Here is a 24,378-nt window from a genome sequence, read left to right as displayed (position 1 = left end):
GGGTCGTCAGTGAGCGGGCTTGAGCGGAAGCAGGGCACTGATCCGGAAGCCTCCGCCGGGACGCGGGCCCGCGTCCAGGGTGCCGCCGACCATGCCGACCCGCTCCCGCATGCCGATGAGACCGTGGCCCCGGCCGTCGGCTCCCCCGTCCTCGAACATCTCCTGCGGCGCGCCCCGGCCGTCGTCCTCGACGAGCAGCCCGAGGCCGTCGTCGAAGTACACCAGCCGCACGCTGGCGCCGACGTCGGGACCGCCGTGCTTGCGCGTGTTGGTGAGGGCCTCCTGCACGATCCGGTACGCGGTGAGCTCGACGCCGCTGGGCAGCCGGCGCGGGCTCCCCTCGATAGCGAAGTCGACGGTGAGCCCGGCGCCCCGCACCTGCTCGACGAGGTCCTCGATCTGCTCCACGTCGGGCTGCGGCACGTACTCCCCGGCCTCCTGGTGCTCCCCGGTGCGCAGGATGCCGAGCAGTCGGCGCATCTCGGCGAGCGCCTGCCGGCCCGTGGTGGAGATGGTGTCCAGGGCCTGCTTGGCGGTCTCCGGGGAGGAGTCCATGACGTAGGCGGCGCCGTCGGCCTGCACCACCATCACCGACACGTTGTGCGCGACGACGTCGTGCAGCTCGCGGGCGATCCGGGCCCGCTCGGCGGCGACCGCGACCTTCGCCTGGGCCTCGCGCTCCCGCTCCAGGCGGGAGGCGCGCTCCTCCAGCTGCGCGAAGTAGGCGCGGCGGGTGCGGAGCGAGTCGCCGAGGACCCAGGCGAGCACGAACGGCACGATCATGATGACGATGAAGAAGACCTTGGCGGGCCCGGAGGAGGGGTCCGTTATCGGCCATCTCAGCGCGGCGAGCGGCGAGGCGCACAGCCCGCCGACGAGGGCCAGGCGGGAGCCCCAGCGGGGCCCGTCGTGCGCGGCGACCGTGAAGATGATGACGAGCATGGCGAAGTCGGCCATGAACGGTTCGAGCCCGGCGCCGAGCTGGACGAGCCCCAGGGCGACCGCGAGCACCAGCATCTTCTCCGGGGCGCGCCGCCGCATGGCCACGACGAGGGAGAACAGCGCGGCGACCACTCCGTACGCGACGGGGTTGCCCACCGCCGGGTAGGTGGTCCCCACCCACAGCGCGGAGAACCCGAAGAGGACGACCGCCCAGAAGGTGTCGACGCCCGTCGGGTGTCTGCGGATGAAGTCGTAGAGGCGCTGCACGTCACCCAGAGTAGGGAACGTGGACAGGTGCGGGGATCAACCGTGGGGTCGATCCTTGACACGGGACCCGTACTCCCCGGGGTGGAGACTGGGGCCCGTGACGGATGAGACGTGTCAGTGGCAGGGGTGGCGACAGGCCACGGAGCGGGCGCTGTACGGCCCGGGGGGCTTCTATCTGCGCCCGGAGGGGCCGGCGGGCCACTTCCGCACCTCGGTGCACGCCTCGCCGCTCTTCGCGGCCGCCGTGGCCCGGCTGCTCGGCGAGGTCGCGGACGAGCTGGGAACGGCCGAGGTGGACCTCGTGGACGTGGGCGCGGGACGCGGCGAACTGCTCACGGGCGTCCTCGCCGCGACGGAGGGCGCCGGCCTCACGGTCCGGGCGTACGCCGTCGAGCGCGCCGCGCGCCCGTCGGGGCTCGATCCCCGGATCGTGTGGACCGACCGGCCGCCCCGGGGGGCCCGGGGGCTCCTCTTCGCGAACGAGTGGCTCGACAACGTGCCGGTGGACGTGGCCGAGGCGGACGCGGAGGGCACCGTCCGGTACGTGGAGGTCCGCGCGGACGGCGCGGAACGCCTGGGCGCGCCGGTCTCCGGCCCGGACGCGGAGTGGCTGGCCCGCTGGTGGCCCCTGCGGGAGCCGGGCGCGCGGGCCGAGATCGGCCGGCCGCGGGACGCGGCCTGGGCGGCGGCGGTGGCCTCGCTGGCGGCGGGCCGCGCGGTGGCCGTGGACTACGCGCACGTACGGGCCTCCCGGCCGCCGTTCGGCTCCCTGACGGGGTTCCGCGCGGGCCGCGAGGTCCCGCCGGTCCCTGACGGCAGCTGCGACCTGACCGCGCACGTGGCCCTGGACGCCTGCGAGGCGGCCGTCCGGCCGGGGGCGGGCGGGGGGCGCGGTGGCACGGGGGCGGGCGGCCTGGGGGGCGGCGCCGGCGCTGTGGGGGGTGCCACTGAGAGGGGCGACGCGACGGGGGACGGCGCTGCGAGGGCCGGCGCTGTGGAGAGCGGCGCTCCGGGGAACGGCGCTCCAGGGGCCGGCGGCACGGAGTTGGCCTCGCAGCGCGAGGTGTTGCGTCGCCTCGGGGTGTCCGGTGAGCGGCCGCCGCTCGCGCTCGCCTCGACGGACCCGGCCGCGTACGTCCGCCGCCTCTCCACCGCCGGTGAGGCGGCCGAGCTGACCGCCCGGGGCGGTCTCGGCGACTTCCTCTGGCTGACGCGGCGGATCCCGGCGGCGACGGGCTGGACCGGTAGGGCCTGACGAAGGGGTGAGCGGACGGATCACGGCCACCGGGCGGCCCCCGCGGTGGCGGCCCCCGCCCGGTCGACGACACGCTGCCGCCCGTGACGGGAAGGACCGACGGATCCCGGCCACCGCACATCCCGCGCGGTGGCGGCCCCCGTCTTCGCGGGCGGGACTTCCGGGGTCCGGGGCGCAGGGGATACTGGCCGCATGACGGAGACGACGGTCGGCATCGGCGGCGCGGCGGAGAGCACCGACATGGTGCTGAACATCGGGCCGCAGCATCCCTCGACCCATGGCGTGCTCCGGCTGCGGCTCGTGCTCGACGGCGAGGTCGTCCGGCAGGCCGAGCCGGTCGTCGGCTACATGCACCGCGGTGCCGAGAAGCTCTTCGAGGCGCGGGACTACCGGCAGATCATCATGCTGGCCAACCGTCACGACTGGCTGTCCGCCTTCTCCAACGAGCTCGGCGTGGTCATGGCCGTCGAGCGGATGCTGGGCATGGAGGTCCCGGAGCGCGCGGTGTGGACCCGTACGCTCCTCGCCGAGCTGAACCGGGTCCTCAACCACCTCATGTTCCTCGGCTCCTACCCCCTCGAACTGGGCGGGATCACCCCTATCTTCCACGCCTTCCGGGAGCGCGAGGAGCTCCAGGCGGTGATGGAGGAGGTCTCCGGCGGCCGGATGCACTACATGTTCAACCGGGTCGGCGGGCTCAAGGAGGACCTGCCCGCCGGGTGGCTCGGCCGGGCTCGGCAGGCCGTCGCGGACGTGCGGTCGCGGATGGACGTGTACGACCGGCTGGTCCTCGGCAACGAGATCTTCCGCGGCCGTACGCGCGGGGTCGGTGTCCTGTCCCCCGCGGCGGTCCACGCGTACGGGGTGTCGGGGCCCATCGCCCGCGCCTCGGGCGTCGACTTCGACCTGCGCCGTGACGAGCCGTACCTGGCCTACGGGGAGCTCCAGGACACCCTGCGGGTCGCGGTGCGCGAGGAGGGTGACTGCCTCGCCCGGTTCGAGTGCCTGCTCGACCAGACGCACAACGCCCTGGAGCTGGCGGACGCCTGTCTCGACCGGATGGCGGAGCTGCCGCCGGGGCCGATCAACCAGCGGCTGCCGAAGGTGCTCAAGGCGCCCGAGGGCCACACGTACGCGTGGACCGAGAACCCTCTCGGCGTCAACGGCTACTACCTGGTGTCCAAGGGCGAGAAGACCCCGTACCGGCTGAAGCTGCGCTCGGCGTCGTTCAACAACATCCAGGCCCTCGTGGAGCTGCTGCCGGGGACGCTCGTCGCGGACATGGTGGCGATCCTGGGTTCGCTGTTCTTCGTCGTCGGCGACATCGACAAGTAGAGGTCCCGGGCCGGGGGGTCAGTCCTCCCGGCTCATCACGACGTACTCCCGCTCCTCCTGGCCGGGCCGCCGCCGGTCGACGACGGTCCAGCCCCAGCGCGCGTACCGGTCCGTCAGTTCCGGTACGTCCAGGGTCATGAGCAGCGCCGGGCCGGGCGCCGCGGCCGCGAGGAGGGCGTCGTGGAGCCCGCGGCCGACGCGGCGCCCCTGGTGGCCGGGGGCGACGACGAGCTCGGCGAGTTCGAAGGCGGGGGCGCCACCGGACAGGACGGTGTCGGTCCAACCGGCCGCGATGCCGAGGAGCGCCCCGTCGGTGTCGAGGGCGGCCACGGCGGTGAAGTCGTCGTTCCGCGCGGCCGTGCCGAGCAGCCGCTCCACGCTCCGTACCGCGCCGAGCGGGGGCTCGTGCCAGGGGGCGCCGCAGAAGGCCTGGGCGAAGAGGGCGAGCAGTTCGTCGCGCCGCTGGACGGCCTCACCGGCCGGGAGGGCGGTGAGGCGGTACGTCACGAGTTCACCGCTCCGCGCAGCTCGGCGACGTCGAGCTGCTCGGTCTCGTCGTGCGCGGTCAGGTCGATGACCTGGCCGACCGCCTGGGCGGGTGCCGTGACGGGGGGTGCCGACGGATCGACAGGGGTGCCGGTGGCGGTGACCGGGCTGCCGGTGGCGGTGACCGGGGTGAGCAGCGGGGTGCCGAGCGTGGTCCGGGCCGCCAGGGCCTCTTCGAGGACCTCCTCGCCCACGACGTCGGCGAGGTCGGTGTGCTGCACGGCCTCGATGGCCGCCGCCTTCTGCGTACCGAAGAAGTCGAAGCCGCCCTCGGGGCGCGGGACGGGCCTGCGGGCCGCGTACGGGACGATCGCGGCCGCGGTGGGCACCTTCGGGGTGGCGGGCGGGACCTGCGCGGCCGCCGGGAGCGCGAGGGCGGGGGCGGCCGGGCGGGTGTGCTCTGTTCCGGCGGCCGCCGCGTGCTTCCCCTGCGGCTCCTCCGTCTCCAGGGCCCGCTCCGCCAGGTCACGCGCGCGGGCCGCCTCGGTGGTGCGGCGGGCCTGCTGGGCCGCGGCGTTGCGCGGGAGGTCGCGGAGTGCCTCGGCGGCGCGGCGGAAGGCCTCCGGGGTGGGCGCGGAGCCGCCGGCGGGCAGCGCCTTGGCCGCGCCCTCACCGGACGCCGTGCCGGTCACCTCCAGGGCCAGGACGCGGCGGCCCTCCAGGGCGCTGGCGCGCTCGGTCTCGGCGGTGGCGTACCGGCGGAGCAGGTCGGCGTGCTCGCCGCGCAGACCGGCGAGTTCCACGCGCTTGGCGCGGAGCTTGGCGTCGAGCCGGGAGCGCAGCGCGCGGGACTCCTCCAGGTCGGACTCCAGCTCGGCGACCCGCTCCTCGGCCTTCCACTGGTCGGCGGTGCGGGCCCGGTCGAGTTCGGCGACCTTCAGACCGGCGCCGCGGTCCCAACTGCGCATGAGGACGGCACCGGTGACGGCGGCGACCGCCGCCGCGGCGGTGAGCAGCCGCACGACCAGCAGATCGCCGGGCAGCCAGGCTGCCGCGGCGCACACGACCGCGGCGCCGGCGACCGCGGAGGGCGGCAGCAGCTTGTGCAGAGGCGGGGAATGGCGGTGGCGTCCACGTGGCATGGCCTGAAATTTACCGTGCGTAGGCGTCGTGTGGGGCGTCGGCCCGGCAATCTGTTGGCGACTTCTCGCCATCAGAAGTGGATATCCGCCGTTCCGGTTCCGTTTCGGGCCGACTCCCCTCACCCGACGCCTACTTCTTGAGCAGCCCCTTCGCCGTCAGATACTCCTTGGCGACGTCCTCCGGCTTCGCCCGCTCGGCGTCCACCTTGCGGTTGAGTTCGGCGAGATCCGCTGTGGTCAGGACCTTGGTGATCTTGTCCAGAGCGGCGGCTATCTCGGCGGAACCGGCGTCCTCGGCGTTCACCACGGGCAGCACGTTGTCGGCGTTCTGCAGCTTCTTGTCGTCGGCGAGGAAGACCAGGCCGTAGCTGTCGACGGTGGCGTCCGTGGTGGTCGTCAGGACCAGCTGGTCCACCCCGTCCTTGACCGCCTGCTTCGCCTGCGGGGTGCCGACGCCCTTGGGGTCGATGCCGGTCACGTCGATCCCGTACGTCTTCTTCAGACCGGGCGCGCAGAACGGCCGTACCGCGCATTCGTCACCGGCGGCGATCTTCACCTTCAGCTTCGCCTCGCCGAGATCGGAAAGCGTCTTCAGCTTGTTCTTCGCGGCGAATTCCTTCGTCACCGCGAAGGCGTTCTGATCGACCGCCTCGCCGGCGGCGAGCACCTTCAGGCCGCGCGGTTCGGCGAGCTTCCGCAGCGCCTCCACCGTGGCCGTCACGTCACCGGATGCGACCGGCTTCTCCTCGGGCGCCTTCGGCCCGTTCACCTTCGCGTTGAGGAATTCCGCGATCGTCGCCGCGTATTCCGGCACGACGTCGATCTCGCCCTTCTCCAGGGACGGTTCGTACAGCTCGCGGTTCTTCACGGTGGTGATGGACACGGAGTACCCGGCGTCCCGCAGCGACTGCGCGTACAGCTCGGCGAGGACCTTGGCCTCGGTGAACGCGGCCGCGCCGACCACCAGCGCGCCCTTCTTCCCCGTGCCGGGGAGCCCGGCGCTCCCGGTGCCCTTGTCCTTGTCCTGCTCCAGGCTTTCACCGCCGCACGCGGCGAGCGCGACGGCCATCGCCGCCGTACCCAGTACCGCGCCCGCGGTACGCGAGACCCTGTTCACGAGATCACCCATCTCCAGTCAGCTTTCGATCGGTCTTTCACGTCGTCGTCCGAGCAGCCGGTCCGCGCCCACGAGCACGCCCTCCACCAGGAGGGCCAGCAGCGCGACGAGCACGGCGCCCGCCACGACCTGCGCGGTGTCGTACGTGGCGAAGCCGGCCGTGATGATCCGGCCGAGGCCGCCCTGGCCGACCATCGCCGCGATCGTCGCCGTGGCGACCACCTGCACCGCGGCCGAGCGCACGCCCGTCATCACCACCGGCCCGGCGAGCGGGAGTTCCACCCGCAGGAAGAGCTGGCCGCCGGTCATCCCCATGCCCCGCGCGGCGCGCACCGCGGCCCGGTCCACCTCCCGCACCCCCACGTACGCGTTGGTGAGGAGCGGCGGTATCGCGAACAGCACGAGGGCCACGACGGTCGGCACGTACCCGGCGTTCCGCAGGGGGGACACCATGAACAGGGCGAGCACCGCGAAGACGGGGATCGCCCGCCCCACGTTCGACACGTTCACCGCGAGCGCCCCGCCCCGGCCGAGGTGGCCGAGCCACAGGCCCAGCGGCAGCGCGAGGGCCGCCGCGATCAGCAGCGCGGCCCCGCTCACGTACACGTGCTCGGTGAGCCGCCGCCCTATGCCCTCCTCACCCGACCAGTGCGCGCCGGTGGTGAGCCAGCCCCAGGCCTCCGTCACGATGCCCATCTCACCCGCCCCCCGGCGCGGTCCGTATCCGGGCCCACGGCGTGAGCAGCCGCTGGAGGCCCAGGAGCAGCAGGTCGGCGGTGACGGCGAGCAGCACGCACAGCACCGAGGCGGCGAGCATCTGCGCCTTGAAGAAGGTGGGCAGCGCGTCCTCGATGAGATTGCCGAGGCCGCCGCGGCCGACGACGGAACCGACGGTCGTCAGCGCGATCGTCGACACCGTCGCCATCCGGATCCCCGCCATCAGGACCGGCAGCGCGAGCGGCAGTTCGACCTGCCAGAGCAGCCTCAGCGAGCCGTACCCCATGCCCCGGGCGGCCTCGCGGGTCTCGGCGGGCACCGCCGCGAGACCCGCGAGGGTGTTCCGCACGAGGATCGTCAGCGCGTACAGCACGAGGCCGGTCACCACGAGCGCCGCCGACAGGCCGAAGAAGGGCAGCAGGAGCGAGAACATGGCGAGCGACGGCACCGTGTAGAGCAGGGTGGTCAGGCCGAGGACCGGTCCCGCGAACCGGGGCCGGGCCCGGACGAGCAGCGCGAGCGGCACCGCCACGACCAGCGCGATCAGCACCGACACGACCGTGATTCCCACGTGCTGGAGCGTGGCGTCCGTCAACTCCCCTGCTCGCGTGCGCAGGTACTCCCCGCAGATCCAGTCGTTGGTGACCAGACAGTTCGGCGCGCTCATCCGTCCCTCCCCCCGGGTCGTCGACTTCCCGAACGAATGTATGACGACCCTAACCCCCGCCGCTGACATTCCCGGAGACCCGCCACCCCCCGGCAACACGGTCTTCACACACCCTCGGCGTCCAGGGGCCAGAATGGGGAACCATGATCCGGTTCGAGCACGTGACCAAGCGGTACGCGGACGGCACCACCGCCGTGGACGACCTGTCCTTCGAGGTCGCCGAGGGTGAACTCGTCACCCTGGTCGGGCCGTCCGGCTGCGGCAAGACGACCACGATGATGATGGTGAACCGGCTCGTCGAGCCGACCTCCGGCCGCGTCCTCGTCGACGGCCGGGACGTCGCCGACGTCGACCCCGTCGCCCTGCGCCGCAAGATCGGCTACGTCATCCAGCAGGTCGGGCTCTTCCCCCACCGCACGGTCCTCGACAACACCGCGACCGTCCCCGCCCTCCTCGGCTGGAAGAAGACCGCCGCACGCGCGCGTGCCGCCGAACTCCTCGACCTCGTCGGCCTCGACCCGGCCGTATACGGCTCCCGCTACCCCGCCCAGCTCTCCGGCGGCCAGCGCCAGCGCGTGGGCGTCGCCCGCGCCCTCGCCGCCGATCCGCCCGTCCTCCTCATGGACGAGCCCTTCGGGGCCGTCGACCCCGTCGTCCGCGAGCGCCTCCAGAACGAGTTCCTCGCCCTCCAGGCCACCGTCCGCAAGACGGTCCTCCTCGTCACCCACGACATCGAGGAGGCCGTCCGCATGGGCGACCGGATGGCCGTCTACGGGCAGGGCCGCATCGAGCAGTTCGACACGCCCGCCACCGTCCTCGGCGCCCCCGCCACCTCGTACGTCGCGGACTTCGTCGGCAGCGACCGGGGCCTCAAGCGGCTCGCCGTCACCCCCGTCACCGAGGCCGACCTCGACCCCGTGACCCGCGTGTCCGAAGGCGACCCCGGCCCCGTGACCCCGCAGAACCCCGGCGGCCCGGACGGCGCGGCACCGGAGAGTCCCGGCGGCCCGGACGGCGCCCCCGCCCCCGTACCCCTCGGGACCTCCCTCAAGGACGCCCTCGCCGTGCTCCTCCAGCATGACACCGGCCGGCTCACGGTCGTCGGAGCCGACGGACGGCCGCTGGGCGTCCTCACCCCCGCGGGCGTCCACCGGGCGCTGCGCAGGGCGACCGTGGAGTAGGCGTCAGGTCGCGCTGAGCCTGCCGCCCATCCAGACCAGCGCCGGCGGTATCTCCCGGTTCCACGTGTTGAAGTTGTGGCCGCCGCTCTCCAGCGTGATCGAGGAGACGTGCGCCGGGCTCCTCACCTTCCTGACGAAGTCCAGCGTGCCGGACCGGTTGTCCTCGCCCCGCTTCGACGTCGTCACCAGGAACGACGACCTCCCCTGCGGCAGGTGGTCCAGGCTCCACAGCAGGTCCGCCCGCTTGCGCAGCCCGTCGTCCCCGTGGAAGAGGTCGCCCGTCGTCACGTCCTCCGCCGCCCGGTAGTACGCGGAGAACCCGGCCCCCGCCGCGTACCGCTCCGGATGGTGCAGGGCGATCTTCAGCGCGCAGTAACCGCCCGTGGAGATCCCCATGAAGCCCCAGTTGCGGGGCTTCGTGCCCACCCGGTACGTCTCCGAGACCGCCCTCGGCAAGTCCTCGGCGAAGAAGGTCTCCGTCTGCGGGCCCCCGGGCACGTCGACGCACTCCGTGTCCCGGGGCGGCGCCACCGTCGGACGGAGCATCACCAGGATCATCGGCTGCATCCGGCCCTCCTTCGCCTGGAGGTACGCCGTCCTCGGGTACCTCAGCCCCTTGATCAGGTTCTCCGCCGTCCCCGGATACCCCGTGAGGACCACCGACGCGGGGAACGTGCGCTTCGCGTACCGCTCCTGGAAGTACTCCGGCGGCAGGTACACATAGGCCGGCGAGACGATCCCCGACCGCTCGCCCGCCACGACGACCTTCTGTATCTGGCCACCGACCTCGGGACGCTTGCCGCCCGGCACGTCCACGGCCCGCGTCCCCACCACCCGCAGGTCCTTCGAACCGGCCCCGTGGTCGACGACCACACCCATCTCCTGCTCCTGACCGAACAGATCGGCCCACGAACCGTAGAAGAGGAACGACCGGTTCGCCGCCAGACCCACCGCCGCGAACAGCGCCACCTGGGTCGCGAGCAGCAGCCCCACCCGCCCCACGTACGCCCGCCAGCCCCGACGGGCCAGCCGCGGCCACAGCCAGACCGTGGCGAAGAACAGCGCCACGGCCAGTGCGACCGCCACCACGAGGACCTTGCTGCTGGTGAGACCCATGGAACGACCGAGCCTTCTTTCCGAGAATTTCCTGTGAACGAATGAACCCGACTCCACACGGCACCGTCCTAGAAGGCGCACCAGCCGGAACGGCCCGCCGAACGCGCCGCAGGGCCCGACCGGAGTCAAAGACCCCTCGCTGGACCACGGGAAGTACGGGAAACCATGTCTGTCACGCTAGATGGGGACAAATCAGGAATGGTTCCGGTTCGAGTACGCCGGATTCTCCGCGGCCCCCGCCCCGAGAAGGTCCCCGCACTCGTCGGCACCGCCTGCACCCTCGTCGGCCTCATCGACATCGCCGCCGGCGTCTTCCCCCGCTTCCGCGCCAGCCGCATGCACGCCCTGGCCGAAGTCCTCCCCGGCACCCTCGGCCCCCTCTCCGCCGCCCTCTCCCTCAGCGCCGGCGTCCTCCTCCTGCTCCTCGCCCACGGCCTCAAGCGCCACAAACGCCGCGCCTGGCGCGCCGCCGTCGTCCTCCTCCCCCTCGGCGCCGCCGCCCAGTTCGTCTGGCGCCACTCCGTCCTCGGCGCCCTCCTCTCCCTCGTACTCCTCGCCCTCCTCCTGCGCCACAGGGACGAGTTCGCCGCCCTCCCCGACCCCCGCAGCCGCTGGCGCGCACTCGCCAACTTCGTCGTCATGGGCGGCGGATCCCTCGCCCTCGGCCTCGTCATCGTCAGCGCCCACCCCCGCCGCGTCCTCGGCAGCCCCAGCCTCGCCGACCGCCTCGAACACGTCCTGTACGGACTCCTCGGCATCGAAGGACCCGTCGCCTACAGCAACGGCGTGGACTGGACCGTCGGCTACTCCCTCGGCGCCCTCGGCATGCTCACCGCCCTCACCACCATCTACCTCGCCTTCCGCCCCGAGCACCCCGCCGCCCGCCTCACCGACGAGGACGAACTCCGGCTCCGCACCCTCCTCGCCCAGCACGGCGGCCGCGACTCCCTCGGCCACTTCGCCCTCCGCCGCGACAAGGGCGTCGTCTTCTCCCCCAGCGGGAAAGCCGCCGTCTGCTACCGCGTCGTCTCCGGCGTCATGCTCGCCAGCGGCGACCCCATCGGCGACGTCGAAGCCTGGCCCGGCGCCATCGAACGCTTCATGGACGAGGCCAAAGCCCACTCCTGGACCCCCGCCGTCATGGGCTGCTCCGAGACCGGCGGCCAGGTCTGGACCCGCGAGACCGGCCTCGACGCCCTCGAACTCGGCGACGAGGCAGTCGTCGACGTCCCGGACTTCTCCCTCTCCGGACGGGCCATGCGCAACGTCCGCCAGATGGTCAAACGCATCGAACGCAACGGCTACACCACCCAGGTCCGCCGCGTCCGAGACCTCGACACCGCCGAACTCGAACACGTCCGCCGCGCCGCCGCCGACTGGCGCGGCACCGACACCGAACGCGGCTTCTCCATGGCCCTCGGCCGCATCGGCGCCCCCGGCGACGGCGACGCCGTCATAGCGACCGCCCACAAGACCGATCCCGACGCCGGCACCACCCCCGACTCCCCCTACGGCGACCTCAAGGCGATCATCCACTTCGTCCCCTGGGGCACCGACGGCATGTCCCTCGAACTCATGCGCCGCGACCGCTCCGCCGACCCCGGCATGAACGAGCTCCTCATCGTCGCCGCCCTCCAGGCCTCCCCCGGCCTCGGCATCGACCGCGTCTCCCTCAACTTCGCCATGTTCCGCTCCGCCCTCGCCCGCGGCGAGAAAATCGGCGCCGGCCCCGTCCTGCGCGTCTGGCGCGGCCTCCTCGTCTTCCTCTCCCGCTGGTTCCAGATCGAGTCGCTCTACAAGTTCAACGCCAAATTCCGGCCACGCTGGGAACCCCGCTTCGTCGTCTACCGCACCAGCCGCGACCTCCCCCGCATCGGCTTCGCCGCCATGCAGGCCGAAGGCTTCGTGAACCTCTCCCTGCCCCGGCCCCTCACCCGCAGACGCCCCGCCCCCACCCCCCGACCCTGCGCCCACATCGTCCCCACACCCGCCGAACGCGAGATCCGCGCGGCCTGATCTCGCCCCCGGGCCCTACGCTGGACCCATGAGGACGACGATCGACCGGGGCACCGCCCGGGGCCTGCCGGAGTGGGACCGCTGCGCGGTCATGGGCGTGGTCAACGTGACGCCCGACTCCTTCTCCGACGGCGGCCGCTGGTTCGACACCACGGCCGCCGTCAAACACGGCCTCGACCTCGTCTCCGAGGGCGCCGACCTCATCGACGTCGGAGGCGAGTCCACCCGGCCCGGTGCCAGCCGCGTCGACGAGGACGAAGAGCTCCGCCGCGTCGTCCCCGTCGTCCGCGGCCTCGCCGCCGAAGGCGTCACCGTCTCCGTCGACACCATGCGCGCCGGCGTCGCCGCCCGCGCCGTCCAAGCCGGCGCCGTCCTCGTCAACGACGTCAGCGGCGGCCTCGCCGACCCCGGAATGGTCCCCGCCGTCGCCGCGGCCGAAGTCCCCTTCGTCGTCATGCACTGGCGCGGATTCAGCCAGAACATGAACAGCCTCGCCGTGTACGACGACGTCGTCACCGAAGTCGTCGCCGAACTCCGCACCCGCCTGGAGGCCGTCGTCGACGGCGGGATCGACCCCGAACGCATCGTCGTCGACCCCGGCCTCGGCTTCGCCAAGCTCGCCCCCCACGACCTCGCCCTCGTCGCCCACCTCCCCGAGCTCCGCGCCCTCGGCCGCCCCCTCCTCGTCGCCGCCTCCCGCAAGCGCTTCCTCGGCCACGTCCTCGCCCGCGAGGGCGCCGCCCCGCCCCCCGCCCGCGAACGCGACGCCGCCACCGCCGCCGTCTCCGCCCTCGCCGCCCACGCGGGCGCGTGGGCCGTCCGCGTCCACGAGGTCAGGGCCACCGCCGACGCCGTACGCGTCGCCCGAGCCGTCGAGGGAGCCGCATGAGCCCCGACGGCTGGGACGACGGGGACGACGAACTCGACGAACGACCCCGCAACGCCCGCAGCGCCAACGAAGCAGCCGTGGAGGCCGCCAACACCGCCTTCTACGAGGCCATGGAGACCGGCGACTTCGAAGGCGTCGCCGACCGCTGGCTCGACGACGGCGCCACCCCCATCACCTGCGTCCACCCCGGCTGGCCCGTCCTCACCGGCCGCGGCGAGGTACTCCGCTCGTACGCCCTGATCATGGCGAACACCGAATACATCCAGTTCTTCCTCACCGACCTCAAGATCTCCCTCGCCGGCGGCACCGCCGTCGTCACCTGCACCGAGAACATCCTCAGCGGCGGCCCCGCCGAGGACGGCGCCGCCCTCGGCCCCCTCGTCGGCCAGCTCGTCGTCGCCACCAACGTGTTCCGCCACACACCCGACGGCTGGAAGATGTGGTCCCACCACGCCTCCCCCGTCCTCGCGGAGACCGAGGAAACCGAGGACGACGAGCCCGGAACGGACGGCACCGAACCCCCCGCCTGACCCACCCCCCGCCCCCCACGGGCAAGCGCTGTCGGTCCCCGCAGGTAGATTCGACACCGGACACCCGGCCGTCCGCACCCGGCTGCGTGGCCACCCGAACTACGACAGCAGGAGTGATTCGCGTGGATCGTGTCGCGCTGCGCGGCCTCAAGGCCCGGGGCCACCACGGCGTCTTCCCCAAGGAGCGCGAGGAGGGCCAGACCTTCATCGTGGACCTGGTCCTCGGCCTGGACACCCGCCCGGCGGCCGCCGACGACGACCTGACGAAGACCGTCCACTACGGAATCGTCGCCGAAGAGGTCGTCGACGTCGTCCAGGGCGAGCCCGTCGACCTCATCGAAACCCTCGCCGAGCGCATCGCCCAGCAATGCCTCAGCCACGCCGGGGTACAGGAGGTGGAAGTCGTCGTACACAAACCGGACGCGCCCATCACCGTGCCCTTCGACGACGTGACCATCACGATCACCCGGAGCCGACGATGAAGACGACCCAGAGCGACCCCACCGTCCAGCCCGTACCGGCCGCCGTCGTCGAGACCGTCGACGCCGCCGACGTGACCCTCTCCAACCCCCGCTGGGCCGTCGTCGCCCTCGGCGCCAACCTCGGCAACCGCCTGGAGACCCTCCAGGGCGCCGTCGACGCCCTCGCCGACACCCCCGGCCTCCGGGTCAAGGCCGTCTCCCCCGTCTACGAGACGGAGCCCTGGGGCGTCGAGCCCGACACCCAGCCCTCGTACCTCAACGCGGTCGCCCTCCTCAAGACGACCCTGCCGCCCTCCTCCCTCCTGGAGCGGGCCCACGCCGTCGAGGAGGCCTTCCACCGCGTCCGCGAGGAGCGCTGGGGCGCCCGCACCATCGACGTCGACATCGTCACGTACGCCGACGTGGTCTCCGAGGACCCCGTCCTCACCCTCCCGCACCCCCGCGCCCACCAGCGCGCCTTCGTGCTCGCCCCCTGGCACGACGTCGACCCCGAGGCCCAGCTCTCCGGCCACGGCACCGTCGCCGCGCTCCTCGCCGCCGTCGGCGACGAAGGCGTCACCCGCCGCACCGACCTGGAACTCCGTCTCCCCGAGTAGTCGTTACGCTTCGTGGCAGACGCCCACGACCACGACCGACGACCCCGTGAAGGACTCCCGGTGAAACAACTGCGGCTCAAGGTGCTCGCCGGACTGTTCGTCGTCGCCGGCGTCCTCTCCTGGGGCGGCGCCCGCCTCTGGGACTCGGTCGGCACCCTCCCCAGCGTGCCGATCGCCGCGCCCATCGTGCTCACCGCGATCGCGGCCGTGCTCACCGCGACCGCCCTGTCGATCCGGGCCCGCCTCAAGGCACAGCGGGAGCGCCGCCCCGGCGCCAAGGGCGTCGAACCCCTGATGGCGGCCCGCGCGGTCGTCTTCGGCCAGGCGAGCGCCCTGGTCGCCGCCCTCGTCGCCGGCATGTACGGCGGCACGGGCGTCTACCTCCTGGGCTTCCTCGACGTCCCGGCCCGCCGCGACCAGGCCCTCTACGCGGCCTTCTCGGTCCTGGCGGGCCTGGCCGTCATCGCCGCGGCCCTCTTCCTGGAGCGCGTCTGCAGACTCCCGGAGGACGACGACGACAACCGCGCCCCGGCCGCCTGACGCCTACCGGCCCTCGCGCACCAGGTGCCCGCTCACCAGGAAGCTGGGGTACGGGGCCAGCCGGTAGCTGTAGAAGGTGAAGGGCTTGGCACCGAGGGCGGGCCGGGGACGGACCTCTCGGACCTGGATCCAGGAGGACTCGGGCGGGTCGATGGGGTGGTGCTCGGGGGTGAAGGTGCCGCGGCTCTCCCAGCGGTCGGAGACACACAGTTGGGAGGCGGTTCCTCGCTTCGACGGCGTGAAGCGTGCCCCGATGACGGGAGCAAGATCGGCCAGGAATCCCACATTCGCGCTCACGATCATCCGCGCCGGCCAGCGCTTGATACGACAGCCGTCGCCATCGATGTATCCGTCAAGGAAGCCGCGGAACGTGTCGACGTCGCGTAGGACCACCCGCGGGAATTGCTGCCGCATGTGGTGAGCGTCTCCGCCGACGTAGTGACGCAGCGCATCCGCGAGGTAGGAGGAGACGACCCGTACGCGGAAACCAGGCAGGTCCCGCTTCAGATAACCAGACGGCCGAGTCACCGCCTCCAGGCGGGCGGACAGACCGGTGCATGCCGTCAGCGCGGCAGCGTATCGGGTCGCGAAAGTCTCCTCGTTGACCACCAGCGACACGTAGTTCTTCCCCACCGTGCCATCGGCGCAGGTGGCGCCGACGAAGTAGCCGAACTCGTACCCCGGCCGGATGATCAGTCGCTCCCGGCGCAGCTTCCGCGCATGCGTCCAGGCGATCGTCGCCCCCGAGGCGTCCCCCGCGTGGGTCCAGCCGTCCGGCGTGGACAGCAGCAGATCAGGGCTGACGGTGAAGGTCATACGGTCCGTGATCACGTCGACAGCGGCACGGGCTTTCCCCGCCGCCACGCCCACGACCGTGGTCTGTACCGTCCGGTCTCCGTCCAGCGTCCACATCGCGCTGCCCGGGGTGACGTTCTTCGCCTGCACACAGCCGTCCACCAGGTTCACCAGCATCTTGCTGGTCGGCCCGTACCCCATACCGATCCCCCTTGATCAGCGATCAACTCCACTGATCGGGGACGGTATGGAGCAAGGGGGACAGCCCGCTACTAACGGGCCAATATCAGGGACATAGCCTCAGCACGTGTAGTAGCGTCACGAAGTTGCCCACGTACCGCCGAGGTCGTCGTCTTGGCGCCCGGCTTACGGATGCCCCGCATCGACATGCACATGTGCTCCGCCTCGATGACGACGATCGCGCCACGCGCTTCCAGGATTCGCATGAGCGAATCAGCGATCTGCGTAGTGAGCCTCTCCTGGACTTGCGGGCGGCGCGCGAACACGTCCACGAGCCGAGCAAGTTTGGAAAGTCCCGTGATCTTCCCGGATTCCGCTGGAATGTAGCCCACGTGAGCCACACCATGGAATGCCAGAAGATGATGTTCACAGTTGCTAACGAATTCGATGTCCTTCACCAGGACCATCTCGTCGTGTCCCAGATCGAACGTCGTCGTCAGAACATCCTCAGGCGTCTGCCACAGCCCCGCGAAAAGCTCCTTGTACGCCCGCGCGACCCGCGCCGGCGTCTCCTTGAGCCCCTCGCGGTCCGGGTCCTCGCCGACCGCGATGAGGAGCTCTCGTACGGCGTTCTCGGCGCGCTTCTCGTCGAAGTCGCCGATCGTGCCCTCGCCGTCCAGTGTCACCGGGTCGGTCATCCTGTGCCTCGTTCCGTCTGACTGTGTGCGCGCGAAACAGCCGCGCCCCCACAGGCTAGAACCTGTGGGGGCGCGGCTTCCATTCCGGGGTGACCGGGCGGTCAGTCCTCGGGGGTGTCCACCGGGGCGATCTCGATGCCCTTCGTGGTGTCGACCGCGGGAGTCGCCGTGCCGTTGGCGCTGTTCGTCAGGGCGAGCTCCTTGGGGGAGAGCACCGGCGGGCGCGTCGACGGCGTGCGGCGGCTGGAGCCGGTCCAGGCCGGGCGGGCCGGGCGCTTGACGATGGTGGAGAAGATCTCGGCGATCTCCTCCTTGCCCAGCGTCTCCTTCTCCAGGAGGGCGAGGACCAGGTTGTCGAGGACGTCGCGGTTCTCGACGAGGATCTCCCAGGCCTCGTTGTGCGCGGTCTCGATGAGCTTCTTGACTTCCTCATCGACCAGCGCGGCGACCTCTTCCGAGTAGTCGCGCTGGTGCGCCATCTCACGGCCGAGGAACGGCTCGGTGTTGTCGCCGCCGAACTTGATGGCGCCGAGACGCTCGGTCATGCCGTACTGGGTGACCATCGCGCGGGCCGTGGCGGTGGCCTTCTCGATGTCGTTCGCCGCGCCCGTGGTCGGGTCGTGGAAGACGAGCTCCTCGGCCGCGCGGCCGCCCAGCATGTAGGCCAGCTGGTCGAGCATCTCGTTGCGCGTGGTGGAGTACTTGTCCTCGTCCGGCAGGACCATCGTGTAGCCCAGGGCTCGGCCTCGGGACAGGATGGTGATCTTGTGGACGGGGTCGGAGTTCGGTGAGGCCGCCGCGACCAGGGCGTGTCCGCCCTCGTGGTACGCGGTGATCTTCTTCTCCTTGTCCGACATGATCCGGGTCCGCTTCTGCGGGCCCGCGACCACGCGGTCGATCGCCTCGTCCAGTGCGTGGTTGTCGATCAACTTGAGGTCGCTGCGCGCCGTGAGGAGCGCCGCCTCGTTGAGGACGTTGGAGAGGTCCGCTCCGGTGAAGCCGGGGGTGCGTCGGGCGACGGCGCCGAGGTCGACGTCCGGGGCGACCGGCTTGCCCTTCTGGTGGACCTTGAGGATCTCCAGGCGGCCCAGCATGTCCGGGCGGTCGACGGCGATCTGCCGGTCGAAGCGGCCGGGGCGGAGCAGCGCCGGGTCGAGGATGTCGGGGCGGTTGGTCGCCGCGATGAGGATGACCCCGCCCTTGACGTCGAAGCCGTCCATCTCGACGAGGAGCTGGTTGAGGGTCTGCTCGCGCTCGTCGTGGCCGCCGCCGAGGCCGGCGCCGCGGTGGCGTCCGACGGCGTCGATCTCGTCGACGAAGACGATGGCGGGTGCGTTGGCCTTGGCCTGCTCGAAGAGGTCGCGGACCCGGGAGGCGCCGACACCGACGAACATCTCGACGAAGTCGGAGCCGGAGATCGAGTAGAACGGCACGCCGGCTTCGCCGGCGACGGCGCGCGCGAGGAGCGTCTTGCCGGTGCCGGGCGGGCCGTAGAGCAGGACGCCCTTGGGGATCTTGGCGCCGACGGCCTGGAATTTCGCGGGCTCCTGGAGGAATTCCTTGATCTCGTGGAGTTCCTCGACGGCCTCGTCCGAGCCGGCGACGTCGGCGAAGGTGGTCTTCGGCGTGTCCTTGGTGATGAGTTTCGCCTTGGACTTGCCGAACTGCATGACGCGGGAGCCGCCGCCCTGCATCTGGTTCATCAGGAAGAGGAAGACGACCACGATGAGGACGAAGGGGAGGAGGGAGAGCAGGATCGAGACGAAGGGCGACTGCTTCGTCGGGGAGACGGTGTAGCCCTTCTCGATCTGCCCGGCCTCGAACTTCTCCTGCAGCTTGTCGGCGAGGTCGACGCCCTGGCTGCCGATGTAGCTCGCCTGGACCTTGCTGCTCTTGTCGATCTTCTGGCCGTCGATGAGTTCGATCTTGACGATCTGCTCATCACCGGTGGTGATCTTTGCCTGCTTGACCTGGTTCTTGTCGATCGCCTGGACGACCTTGCCGGTGTCCACCGTCTTGTAGCCCTCGGACGAGCCGACGACCTGCATCAGCACGACCACGGCGAGGACGGCCAGCACGATCCACATGACCGGCCCACGGAAGTATCGCTTCACGTCCATCCATACGGAGCGAGAACGCTCCGTCCCTCCTGCCCGTAGGAAAATGCTGCTGTGAATGCTGCTATGTGAAAAAGCTGTTCTTCGGACGGTACCTCAGCATCGTCGCCCGCGACCGCCTTCCCGTGGTTCAACGGAGGGAAGGCGGTCGGGGTTCCCCGTACGGCCGGTGGTTCAGCCGCCGTAGACGTGCGGGGCGAGCGTGCCGACGAACGGAAGGTTCCGGTACTTCTCGGCGTAGTCGAGGCCGTAGCCGACGACGAACTCGTTGGGGATGTCGAAGCCGATCCACTTGACGTCGATCGCGACCTTCGCGGCCTCGGGCTTGCGCAGGAGCGTGCACACCTCGAGGGAGGCGGGCTCGCGCGAGCCGAGGTTCGAGAGGAGCCAGGAGAGGGTCAGGCCGGAGTCGATGATGTCCTCGACGATCAGGACGTGCTTGCCCTTGATGTCGGTGTCGAGGTCCTTGAGGATCCTGACGACGCCCGAGGACTGGGTGCCGGCGCCGTAGGAGGAGACGGCCATCCAGTCCATGGTGACGGGGGTGGAAAGGGCGCGAGCCAGATCCGCCATCACCATCACGGCGCCCTTGAGGACTCCGACGATGAGCAGGTCCTTGCCCGCGTATTCCGCGTCGATCTTCGCGGCCAGCTCTGCCAGCTTGGCGTCGATCTCTTCCTTGGTGATGAGCACCGACTGGAGGTCGGTGCCCATGTCCTTCTCGTTCACCCGGGTCACTTTCGTTGCAGCGTGCGTCAGCCTTGCCGGATGACCAGTCTGCCACCCTGGCGGCGGGCTTCGACGCGGCCGGGCAGGTTGATGGCTCCCTGGCCGCGCCAGCCGGTGATGAGCCGGTCGACTTCTTCGATGTGGCGGGCGAAGAGGGAGCCGGCGGGTGCGCCCTCGGCGATGACGGCGCGGCGCAGGACGCGGCGGCGTACGGCGGGGGGCAGTCCGTGGAGTTTGGCGCATTCGAGGGCGCCCGCCTCGTCGCGTACGGAGGTCTCGGCGTCGGCGGCCCAGGTGTCGAGGGCGTCGGCGTCGTCGCGGGAGAGCTGGGCCGTTCGGGCGAGGGCTTCGACGACGCCTTTGCCGAGGGCCTTCTCGAGGGCGGGGAGGCCTTCGTGGCGGAGTCGGGAGCGGGTGTAGGCGGGGTCGCTGTTGTGGGGGTCGTCCCAGACGGCGAGTTCTTGTGCGACGCAGGCCTTGCGGACGGTCTGGCGGTCGATCTTGAGGAAGGGGCGCCGGTAGCGGCCGGCGGCGCCGGAGATGGCGGCCATGCCGGAGAGCGAGCGGATGCCGGAGCCGCGGGCGAGTCCGAGCAGGACGGTCTCGGCCTGGTCGTCGCGGGTGTGGCCGAGGAGGATCGCGGTTGCTCCGTGGCGCTCGGCGGCGGCGTCGAGGGCCGCGTAGCGGGCGTCGCGGGCGGCGGCTTCGGGTCCTCCTTCGCGGCCGACGGTGACGGTGACGGCCTCGACGGGGGTGAGGCCGAGGGCGGTCATGCGGCCGACGACCTCGTCGGCGCGGGTGTCGGAGCCGTGCTGGAGTCCGTGGTCGACGGTGATGCCGCCGGCGCGCACGGGCAGTTTGCGGGCCTCGAAGGCGAGGGCGGAGGCGAGCGCCATGGAGTCGGCGCCTCCGGAACAGGCGACGAGCACGAGGGGTGTTTTTGCGTCGCGTGCGGGGGCGGGGTCGGTCTGGTGCTCGGTGAGGACGTCGTGGAGTACGCGGCGGACCGCCAGGCGTATCGCCGCGACCGCAGGATGGGGACCCATGTCCGGTGCCCTTCGTGATGGGGGTGGGGTGCCTCGGTCGGAGTCTTAACGGTCGGAAAGGGGGGTTCGGTCACTCAGAGTGCGTCGATGGTGACAGAAACCCGGCCGTTACCCGAGCATTGCACGCCTCACCCTGTCCTCAGGGTCCCTCGGATGGGTGATTGGTGCGGCGTTCCGACGTGTTCCTGTGTCGTCTGCCGCACCTGTCTCAGGAGTCTGCCTTACGGTGCACCCTCGCGATCCAGTCGGCGGGGGCGGCGATCTCGGCCTTGGTGGGGAGCGTGTTGGGGGAGGTCCACACGCGGTTGAAACCGTCCATGCCGACCTCGTCGACGACGGCCCGTACGAAGCGTTCGCCGTCGCGGTACTGGCGGAGCTTCGCGTCGAGGCCGAGGAGTCTGCGCAGGGCGAGGTCGAGGCGGGAGGCGCCGCGGGCGCGCCGGGCCTGGAACTTCTCGCGGATCTCGGCGACGGAGGGGACGACCTGGGGGCCGACGCCGTCCATGACGTAGTCGGCGTGGCCTTCGAGGAGGGACATGACGGCGGTGAGGCGGCCGAGGATCTCGCGTTGTTCGGGGGTCTGGACGAGTTCGACGAGGGAGGGGGAGGGTTCGCCCTCCTCTCCTTCGGGGCGGCCGCCGACGAGGGTCTGGACGGCTTCGCGGAGACGTTCGACGACGGTGCCGGGGTCGACGTCGGTGGCGGCGAGGAACGACTGGATTTCGCCCTGGAGGTGGGCGCGGAGCCAGGGGACGGCGGTGAACTGGGTGCGGTGGGTCTCCTCGTGGAGGCAGACCCAGAGCCGGAAGTCGTGCGGGTCGACCTCGAGTTCGCGTTCGACGTGGACGATGTTGGGGGCGACGAGGAGGAGGCGTCCGCCGCCGTCGGCCCCGGTGGGGAACTCACGGGTGGCGGGGGCGAAGGTCTCGTACTGGCCGAGGATGCGGGAGGCGAGGAACGACAGGAGCATGCCGAGTTCGACGCCGGTGATCTTGCCGCCGACGGCGCCGAGGACGGCGTTGCCGGGGGTGGTGGAGCGGCGTTCCTGCATCTTGCCGAGGAGCGGGGTGAGGAGTTCGCGGAAGCCGGCGACGTTGGCCCGGATCCAGCCGGCCCGGTCGACGACGAGGACGGGGGTGTCCTGGGGTTCGTATCCCTCGGGGATCATCCGGGTGTAGGCCCGGACGTGTTCCTCGGAGGCCTTGGCGTGCCTGCGGAGTTCGGCGACGACCTCGCGGGCCTCGTCGCGGCTGACTTCGGGTCCTGGCCGCACGAGGCGGGTCGCGGTCGCGACCGCGAGGTTCCAGTCGACCATCCCGGATGTGCCTGCTCCACCGATGCTCGTCATGCGTCAACCGTACGGTCTCGGCGCCTGTTCGGTGAGGGTTCGGGGCGGGTCGGACTCGGCGGGGGTGCGGGGCGGGGGCGGTTGGGCGGGTGGTCAGCGCGGTCCGGCGAGGGCGGCGGAGAGCCGGTCGAGGGCGGGTTGTGCCTCGTAGGGGGAGAGGGTGCGGCCCGCGAGGAACGCGAAGGCGAGGAGGCGTCCGTCGGTGGTGACGACGGTCCCGGCGAGGGTGTTGACGCCGGTGAGGGTGCCGGTCTTGGCGCGGACGTGTCCGGCGCCGGCGGTGGCGGTGTCGAAGCGGTCGGCGAGGGTGCCGGTGAAGGCGCCGACGGGGAGTCCGGTGAGGACGGGGCGCAGGGCGGGGTGCGCGGGGTCGGCCGCCCGGGTGAGGAGTCCGGTGAGGAGGGCGGCGGAGACGCGGTCGCTGCGGTCGAGTCCGCTGCCGTCGGCGAAGCGGGCTCCGGCGACGGGGAGGCCGAGCCGGCTGAGTTCGTCGCGTACGGCGCGGGCGGCGCCGTCGAAGCTCGCGGGGTGTTTGCGGGCGAGGGCGGTCTGCCGGGCGAGGGCTTCGGCGAGGTCGTTGTCGCTGTGGGTGAGGGTGCGTTCGACGAGGTCGGCGAGGGGTGCGGAGTAGGTGCGGGCGAGGGGGGCGGTCCGGGGGGTGCGGCCGGGGGCCGGGGCGCCGGTGGTCGTGATCCCGGCCCGGGTGAGGAGGTCCGCGAAGGCTCGGGCGGTGTCGCCGGCCGGGTCGGCGGTGCGGGGGGCGGGGCCGCTGTCGCCGTCGGTGAGGCGTCCGGCGCGGGTCATGAGGGCGACGACGGGGGCGAGGTTCTCGTTGGGGCCGATGGGGTGGAGCGTGGGGCCGGGGTAGAGGGTCGCGTCGTAGGTGAGGCGTACGGAGGTGTGGCCGCGGGCGGTGAGGGCGCGGGCGGTGTCGGTGGCGAGGGCCTTCAGGCGGGCCGGGTCGAGGGTGGGGTCGCCGCCGCCGGTGAGGGTGACGGTGGTGCCGTCGGGGGTGGCGGTGACGGTGGTGGGGATGCGGTGGTCGGGGCCGAGGGCGGAGAGCGCGGCCGCTGCGGTGGCGATCTTGACCGTGGAGGCGGGGGGCATGGGGGTGCCGGCGCCCTCTCCGTACAGCTGTCTGCCGGTGGCGGTGTCGACGACGGAGGCGGTGCGCAGGGGGCCGAGGCCGGGGTCGGCGAGGAGCGGTACGAGGACGGCGGCGAGGTCCTGTGCGGGGCGCCCGGCGGGGGCGGGGGCGTGCAGGGCGGTGAGGACGCCGGGGGCGCTGGGGGCGGGTGCGGGGCGCCGGGGGGCGGCGGGCGCGGGGGGCGGGGCGTGATGTGCGCCACCCGTCGCCGGGGCGGCGGCGCGGGTGCGCTCGGCCGTACGCTGGCCCGAGTCCCACGGGCCGGCCGCGGTCACCGCCACGGCGGCCAGGGCCAGTCCGAGGGCGGCGGAGCCCGCCGTGAGCTGCCACGTCCTCGGCTCGGGCATTGCTGACCAGCCCCTTTCGCGATCACACACATGCGTGAGGGACACTTAATCACCGCGCGTCGTCGCGAGCATTCACTTGTGTTGATTCAGGAGGAGCCACCCGTGGAGTTCGACGTTCTCATCGAGATCCCGAAGGGATCGCGGAACAAGTACGAGGTCGACCACGAGACGGGTCGCATCCGTCTGGACCGTCGTCTCTTCACGTCGACGGCCTACCCGACCGACTACGGCTACGTCGAGAACACCCTCGGCGAGGACGGCGACCCGCTGGACGCTCTCGTCATCCTCGACGAGCCGACGTTCCCGGGCTGCCTGATCAAGTGCCGCGCCATCGGCATGTTCCGTATGACGGACGAGGCGGGCGGCGACGACAAGCTGCTGTGCGTCCCGGCGACGGACCCGCGCATGGAGCACCTGCGGGACATCCACCACGTGGCGGAGTTCGACCGCCTGGAGATCCAGCACTTCTTCGAGGTCTACAAGGACCTGGAGCCGGGCAAGTCGGTCGAGGGCGCCGACTGGGTCGGCCGCGCCGAGGCCGAGGAAGAGATCGAGAAGTCGTACGCGCGCGCCAAGGAGCAGGGCGGCCACTGAGGCGCCGGTTCTGTTCTGACCGTGTGAAGGCGGTGCACCTCTGCGGGTGCACCGCCTTCGCGCGTCTGTCGCACACTCATACTGGAATGCACGGTTCCT

At 71.8% G+C, this 24,378-nt stretch carries 24 protein-coding genes; 10 read left to right on the top strand and 14 right to left on the bottom strand.

Annotated elements, in window-relative coordinates:
- Nucleotides 1-6 precede the first annotated feature (6 nt).
- Nucleotides 7-1,209 (bottom strand): sensor histidine kinase, encoded by a 1,203-nt coding sequence (locus ACFWV2_RS02115; RefSeq protein ID WP_384400263.1) that lies wholly within the window; start codon nucleotides 1,207-1,209, stop codon nucleotides 7-9.
- Nucleotides 1,210-1,306: 97 nt separating this feature from the next.
- Here ACFWV2_RS02115 and ACFWV2_RS02110 point away from each other — a divergent pair, with 97 nt between their 5' ends.
- On the top strand, nucleotides 1,307-2,464 hold the full coding sequence (locus ACFWV2_RS02110; RefSeq protein WP_384400261.1) for an SAM-dependent methyltransferase: 1,158 nt from the start codon (nucleotides 1,307-1,309) through the stop codon (nucleotides 2,462-2,464).
- A gap of 192 nt (nucleotides 2,465-2,656) precedes the next feature.
- A complete protein-coding gene (locus tag ACFWV2_RS02105) occupies nucleotides 2,657-3,799 on the top strand; it encodes an NADH-quinone oxidoreductase subunit D (RefSeq protein WP_360795752.1) in 1,143 nt (380 codons plus the stop codon).
- Between the two features lie 18 nt (nucleotides 3,800-3,817).
- On the opposite strand, the gene ACFWV2_RS02100 is transcribed toward ACFWV2_RS02105, so the two are convergent.
- The 5 genes from ACFWV2_RS02100 to ACFWV2_RS02080 form a co-directional block, all read right to left on the bottom strand.
- The gene (locus tag ACFWV2_RS02100) at nucleotides 3,818-4,306 is read right to left on the bottom strand and encodes a GNAT family N-acetyltransferase (protein ID WP_384400257.1); all 489 of its coding nucleotides are present in this window, start codon (nucleotides 4,304-4,306) and stop codon (nucleotides 3,818-3,820) included.
- A complete protein-coding gene (locus ACFWV2_RS02095; protein ID WP_384400254.1) occupies nucleotides 4,303-5,427 on the bottom strand; it encodes a hypothetical protein in 1,125 nt (374 codons plus the stop codon). The genes ACFWV2_RS02100 and ACFWV2_RS02095 overlap by 4 nt, the downstream gene beginning before the upstream one ends.
- Nucleotides 5,428-5,557: 130 nt before the next feature.
- Complete coding sequence (locus tag ACFWV2_RS02090) at nucleotides 5,558-6,556, bottom strand: ABC transporter substrate-binding protein (RefSeq protein ID WP_384400251.1); 999 nt, start codon at nucleotides 6,554-6,556, stop codon at nucleotides 5,558-5,560.
- 6 nt (nucleotides 6,557-6,562) lie between these two features.
- On the bottom strand, nucleotides 6,563-7,240 hold the full coding sequence (locus ACFWV2_RS02085) for an ABC transporter permease (protein WP_360795741.1): 678 nt from the start codon (nucleotides 7,238-7,240) through the stop codon (nucleotides 6,563-6,565).
- 1 nt (nucleotide 7,241) lies between these two features.
- On the bottom strand, nucleotides 7,242-7,928 hold the full coding sequence (locus tag ACFWV2_RS02080) for an ABC transporter permease (protein ID WP_384400248.1): 687 nt from the start codon (nucleotides 7,926-7,928) through the stop codon (nucleotides 7,242-7,244).
- A gap of 143 nt (nucleotides 7,929-8,071) precedes the next feature.
- On the opposite strand from ACFWV2_RS02080, the gene ACFWV2_RS02075 reads away from it, so the two are divergent.
- Nucleotides 8,072-9,109, top strand: a complete 1,038-nt coding sequence (locus ACFWV2_RS02075) for an ABC transporter ATP-binding protein (protein ID WP_384400245.1) — start codon at nucleotides 8,072-8,074, stop codon at nucleotides 9,107-9,109.
- A 3-nt stretch (nucleotides 9,110-9,112) separates the two neighbouring features.
- Here ACFWV2_RS02075 and ACFWV2_RS02070 read toward each other — a convergent pair whose 3' ends face one another.
- Complete coding sequence (locus ACFWV2_RS02070) at nucleotides 9,113-10,225, bottom strand: alpha/beta hydrolase (protein ID WP_384400242.1); 1,113 nt, start codon at nucleotides 10,223-10,225, stop codon at nucleotides 9,113-9,115.
- Between the two features lie 198 nt (nucleotides 10,226-10,423).
- On the opposite strand from ACFWV2_RS02070, the gene ACFWV2_RS02065 reads away from it, so the two are divergent.
- From ACFWV2_RS02065 to ACFWV2_RS02040, 6 genes are all read left to right on the top strand, one after another.
- Nucleotides 10,424-12,241, top strand: coding sequence for a phosphatidylglycerol lysyltransferase domain-containing protein (locus ACFWV2_RS02065; protein WP_384400239.1), 1,818 nt, complete (start codon nucleotides 10,424-10,426; stop codon nucleotides 12,239-12,241).
- A 28-nt stretch (nucleotides 12,242-12,269) separates the two neighbouring features.
- On the top strand, nucleotides 12,270-13,130 hold the full coding sequence (folP, locus tag ACFWV2_RS02060; protein WP_384400236.1) for a dihydropteroate synthase: 861 nt from the start codon (nucleotides 12,270-12,272) through the stop codon (nucleotides 13,128-13,130).
- A 110-nt stretch (nucleotides 13,131-13,240) separates the two neighbouring features.
- Nucleotides 13,241-13,660, top strand: a complete 420-nt coding sequence (locus tag ACFWV2_RS02055) for a nuclear transport factor 2 family protein (RefSeq protein ID WP_384400335.1) — start codon at nucleotides 13,241-13,243, stop codon at nucleotides 13,658-13,660.
- Nucleotides 13,661-13,782: 122 nt separating this feature from the next.
- The gene (gene folB / locus ACFWV2_RS02050; protein ID WP_056569486.1) at nucleotides 13,783-14,142 is read left to right on the top strand and encodes a dihydroneopterin aldolase; all 360 of its coding nucleotides are present in this window, start codon (nucleotides 13,783-13,785) and stop codon (nucleotides 14,140-14,142) included.
- A complete protein-coding gene (gene folK, locus ACFWV2_RS02045) occupies nucleotides 14,139-14,738 on the top strand; it encodes a 2-amino-4-hydroxy-6-hydroxymethyldihydropteridine diphosphokinase (RefSeq protein ID WP_384400233.1) in 600 nt (199 codons plus the stop codon). Before folB ends, folK begins: the two co-directional genes overlap by 4 nt.
- Nucleotides 14,739-14,798: 60 nt before the next feature.
- Nucleotides 14,799-15,278, top strand: a complete 480-nt coding sequence (locus ACFWV2_RS02040) for a DUF3180 domain-containing protein (RefSeq protein WP_384400230.1) — start codon at nucleotides 14,799-14,801, stop codon at nucleotides 15,276-15,278.
- Nucleotides 15,279-15,281: 3 nt separating this feature from the next.
- Here ACFWV2_RS02040 and ACFWV2_RS02035 read toward each other — a convergent pair whose 3' ends face one another.
- From ACFWV2_RS02035 to dacB, 7 genes are all read right to left on the bottom strand, one after another.
- Nucleotides 15,282-16,274: a hypothetical protein gene (locus ACFWV2_RS02035; protein ID WP_384400227.1), complete on the bottom strand. Its 993-nt coding sequence runs from the start codon at nucleotides 16,272-16,274 to the stop codon at nucleotides 15,282-15,284.
- Nucleotides 16,275-16,345: 71 nt separating this feature from the next.
- Nucleotides 16,346-16,951: a GTP cyclohydrolase I FolE gene (folE, locus tag ACFWV2_RS02030; RefSeq protein ID WP_384400224.1), complete on the bottom strand. Its 606-nt coding sequence runs from the start codon at nucleotides 16,949-16,951 to the stop codon at nucleotides 16,346-16,348.
- A 101-nt stretch (nucleotides 16,952-17,052) separates the two neighbouring features.
- Complete coding sequence (gene ftsH, locus ACFWV2_RS02025; RefSeq protein WP_384400221.1) at nucleotides 17,053-19,071, bottom strand: ATP-dependent zinc metalloprotease FtsH; 2,019 nt, start codon at nucleotides 19,069-19,071, stop codon at nucleotides 17,053-17,055.
- Nucleotides 19,072-19,242: 171 nt separating this feature from the next.
- Nucleotides 19,243-19,782: a hypoxanthine phosphoribosyltransferase gene (gene hpt / locus ACFWV2_RS02020; protein ID WP_030219931.1), complete on the bottom strand. Its 540-nt coding sequence runs from the start codon at nucleotides 19,780-19,782 to the stop codon at nucleotides 19,243-19,245.
- A 41-nt stretch (nucleotides 19,783-19,823) separates the two neighbouring features.
- Complete coding sequence (tilS, locus tag ACFWV2_RS02015; RefSeq protein WP_384400218.1) at nucleotides 19,824-20,843, bottom strand: tRNA lysidine(34) synthetase TilS; 1,020 nt, start codon at nucleotides 20,841-20,843, stop codon at nucleotides 19,824-19,826.
- A 208-nt stretch (nucleotides 20,844-21,051) separates the two neighbouring features.
- Complete coding sequence (locus tag ACFWV2_RS02010) at nucleotides 21,052-22,191, bottom strand: zinc-dependent metalloprotease (protein WP_384400215.1); 1,140 nt, start codon at nucleotides 22,189-22,191, stop codon at nucleotides 21,052-21,054.
- Between the two features lie 93 nt (nucleotides 22,192-22,284).
- Entirely contained in the window at nucleotides 22,285-23,685 is a 1,401-nt protein-coding gene (gene dacB, locus ACFWV2_RS02005; RefSeq protein WP_384400213.1) for a D-alanyl-D-alanine carboxypeptidase/D-alanyl-D-alanine-endopeptidase, read from the bottom strand.
- A gap of 102 nt (nucleotides 23,686-23,787) precedes the next feature.
- Here dacB and ACFWV2_RS02000 point away from each other — a divergent pair, with 102 nt between their 5' ends.
- Nucleotides 23,788-24,279: an inorganic diphosphatase gene (locus ACFWV2_RS02000; protein ID WP_024758444.1), complete on the top strand. Its 492-nt coding sequence runs from the start codon at nucleotides 23,788-23,790 to the stop codon at nucleotides 24,277-24,279.
- Nucleotides 24,280-24,378: the final 99 nt, after the last annotated feature.

Origin of the sequence: Streptomyces sp. NPDC058671, assembly GCF_042716475.1 — a bacterium.
Taxonomy (GTDB): domain Bacteria; phylum Actinomycetota; class Actinomycetes; order Streptomycetales; family Streptomycetaceae; genus Streptomyces.
This window is presented reverse-complemented; position numbering and strand designations above follow the sequence as displayed.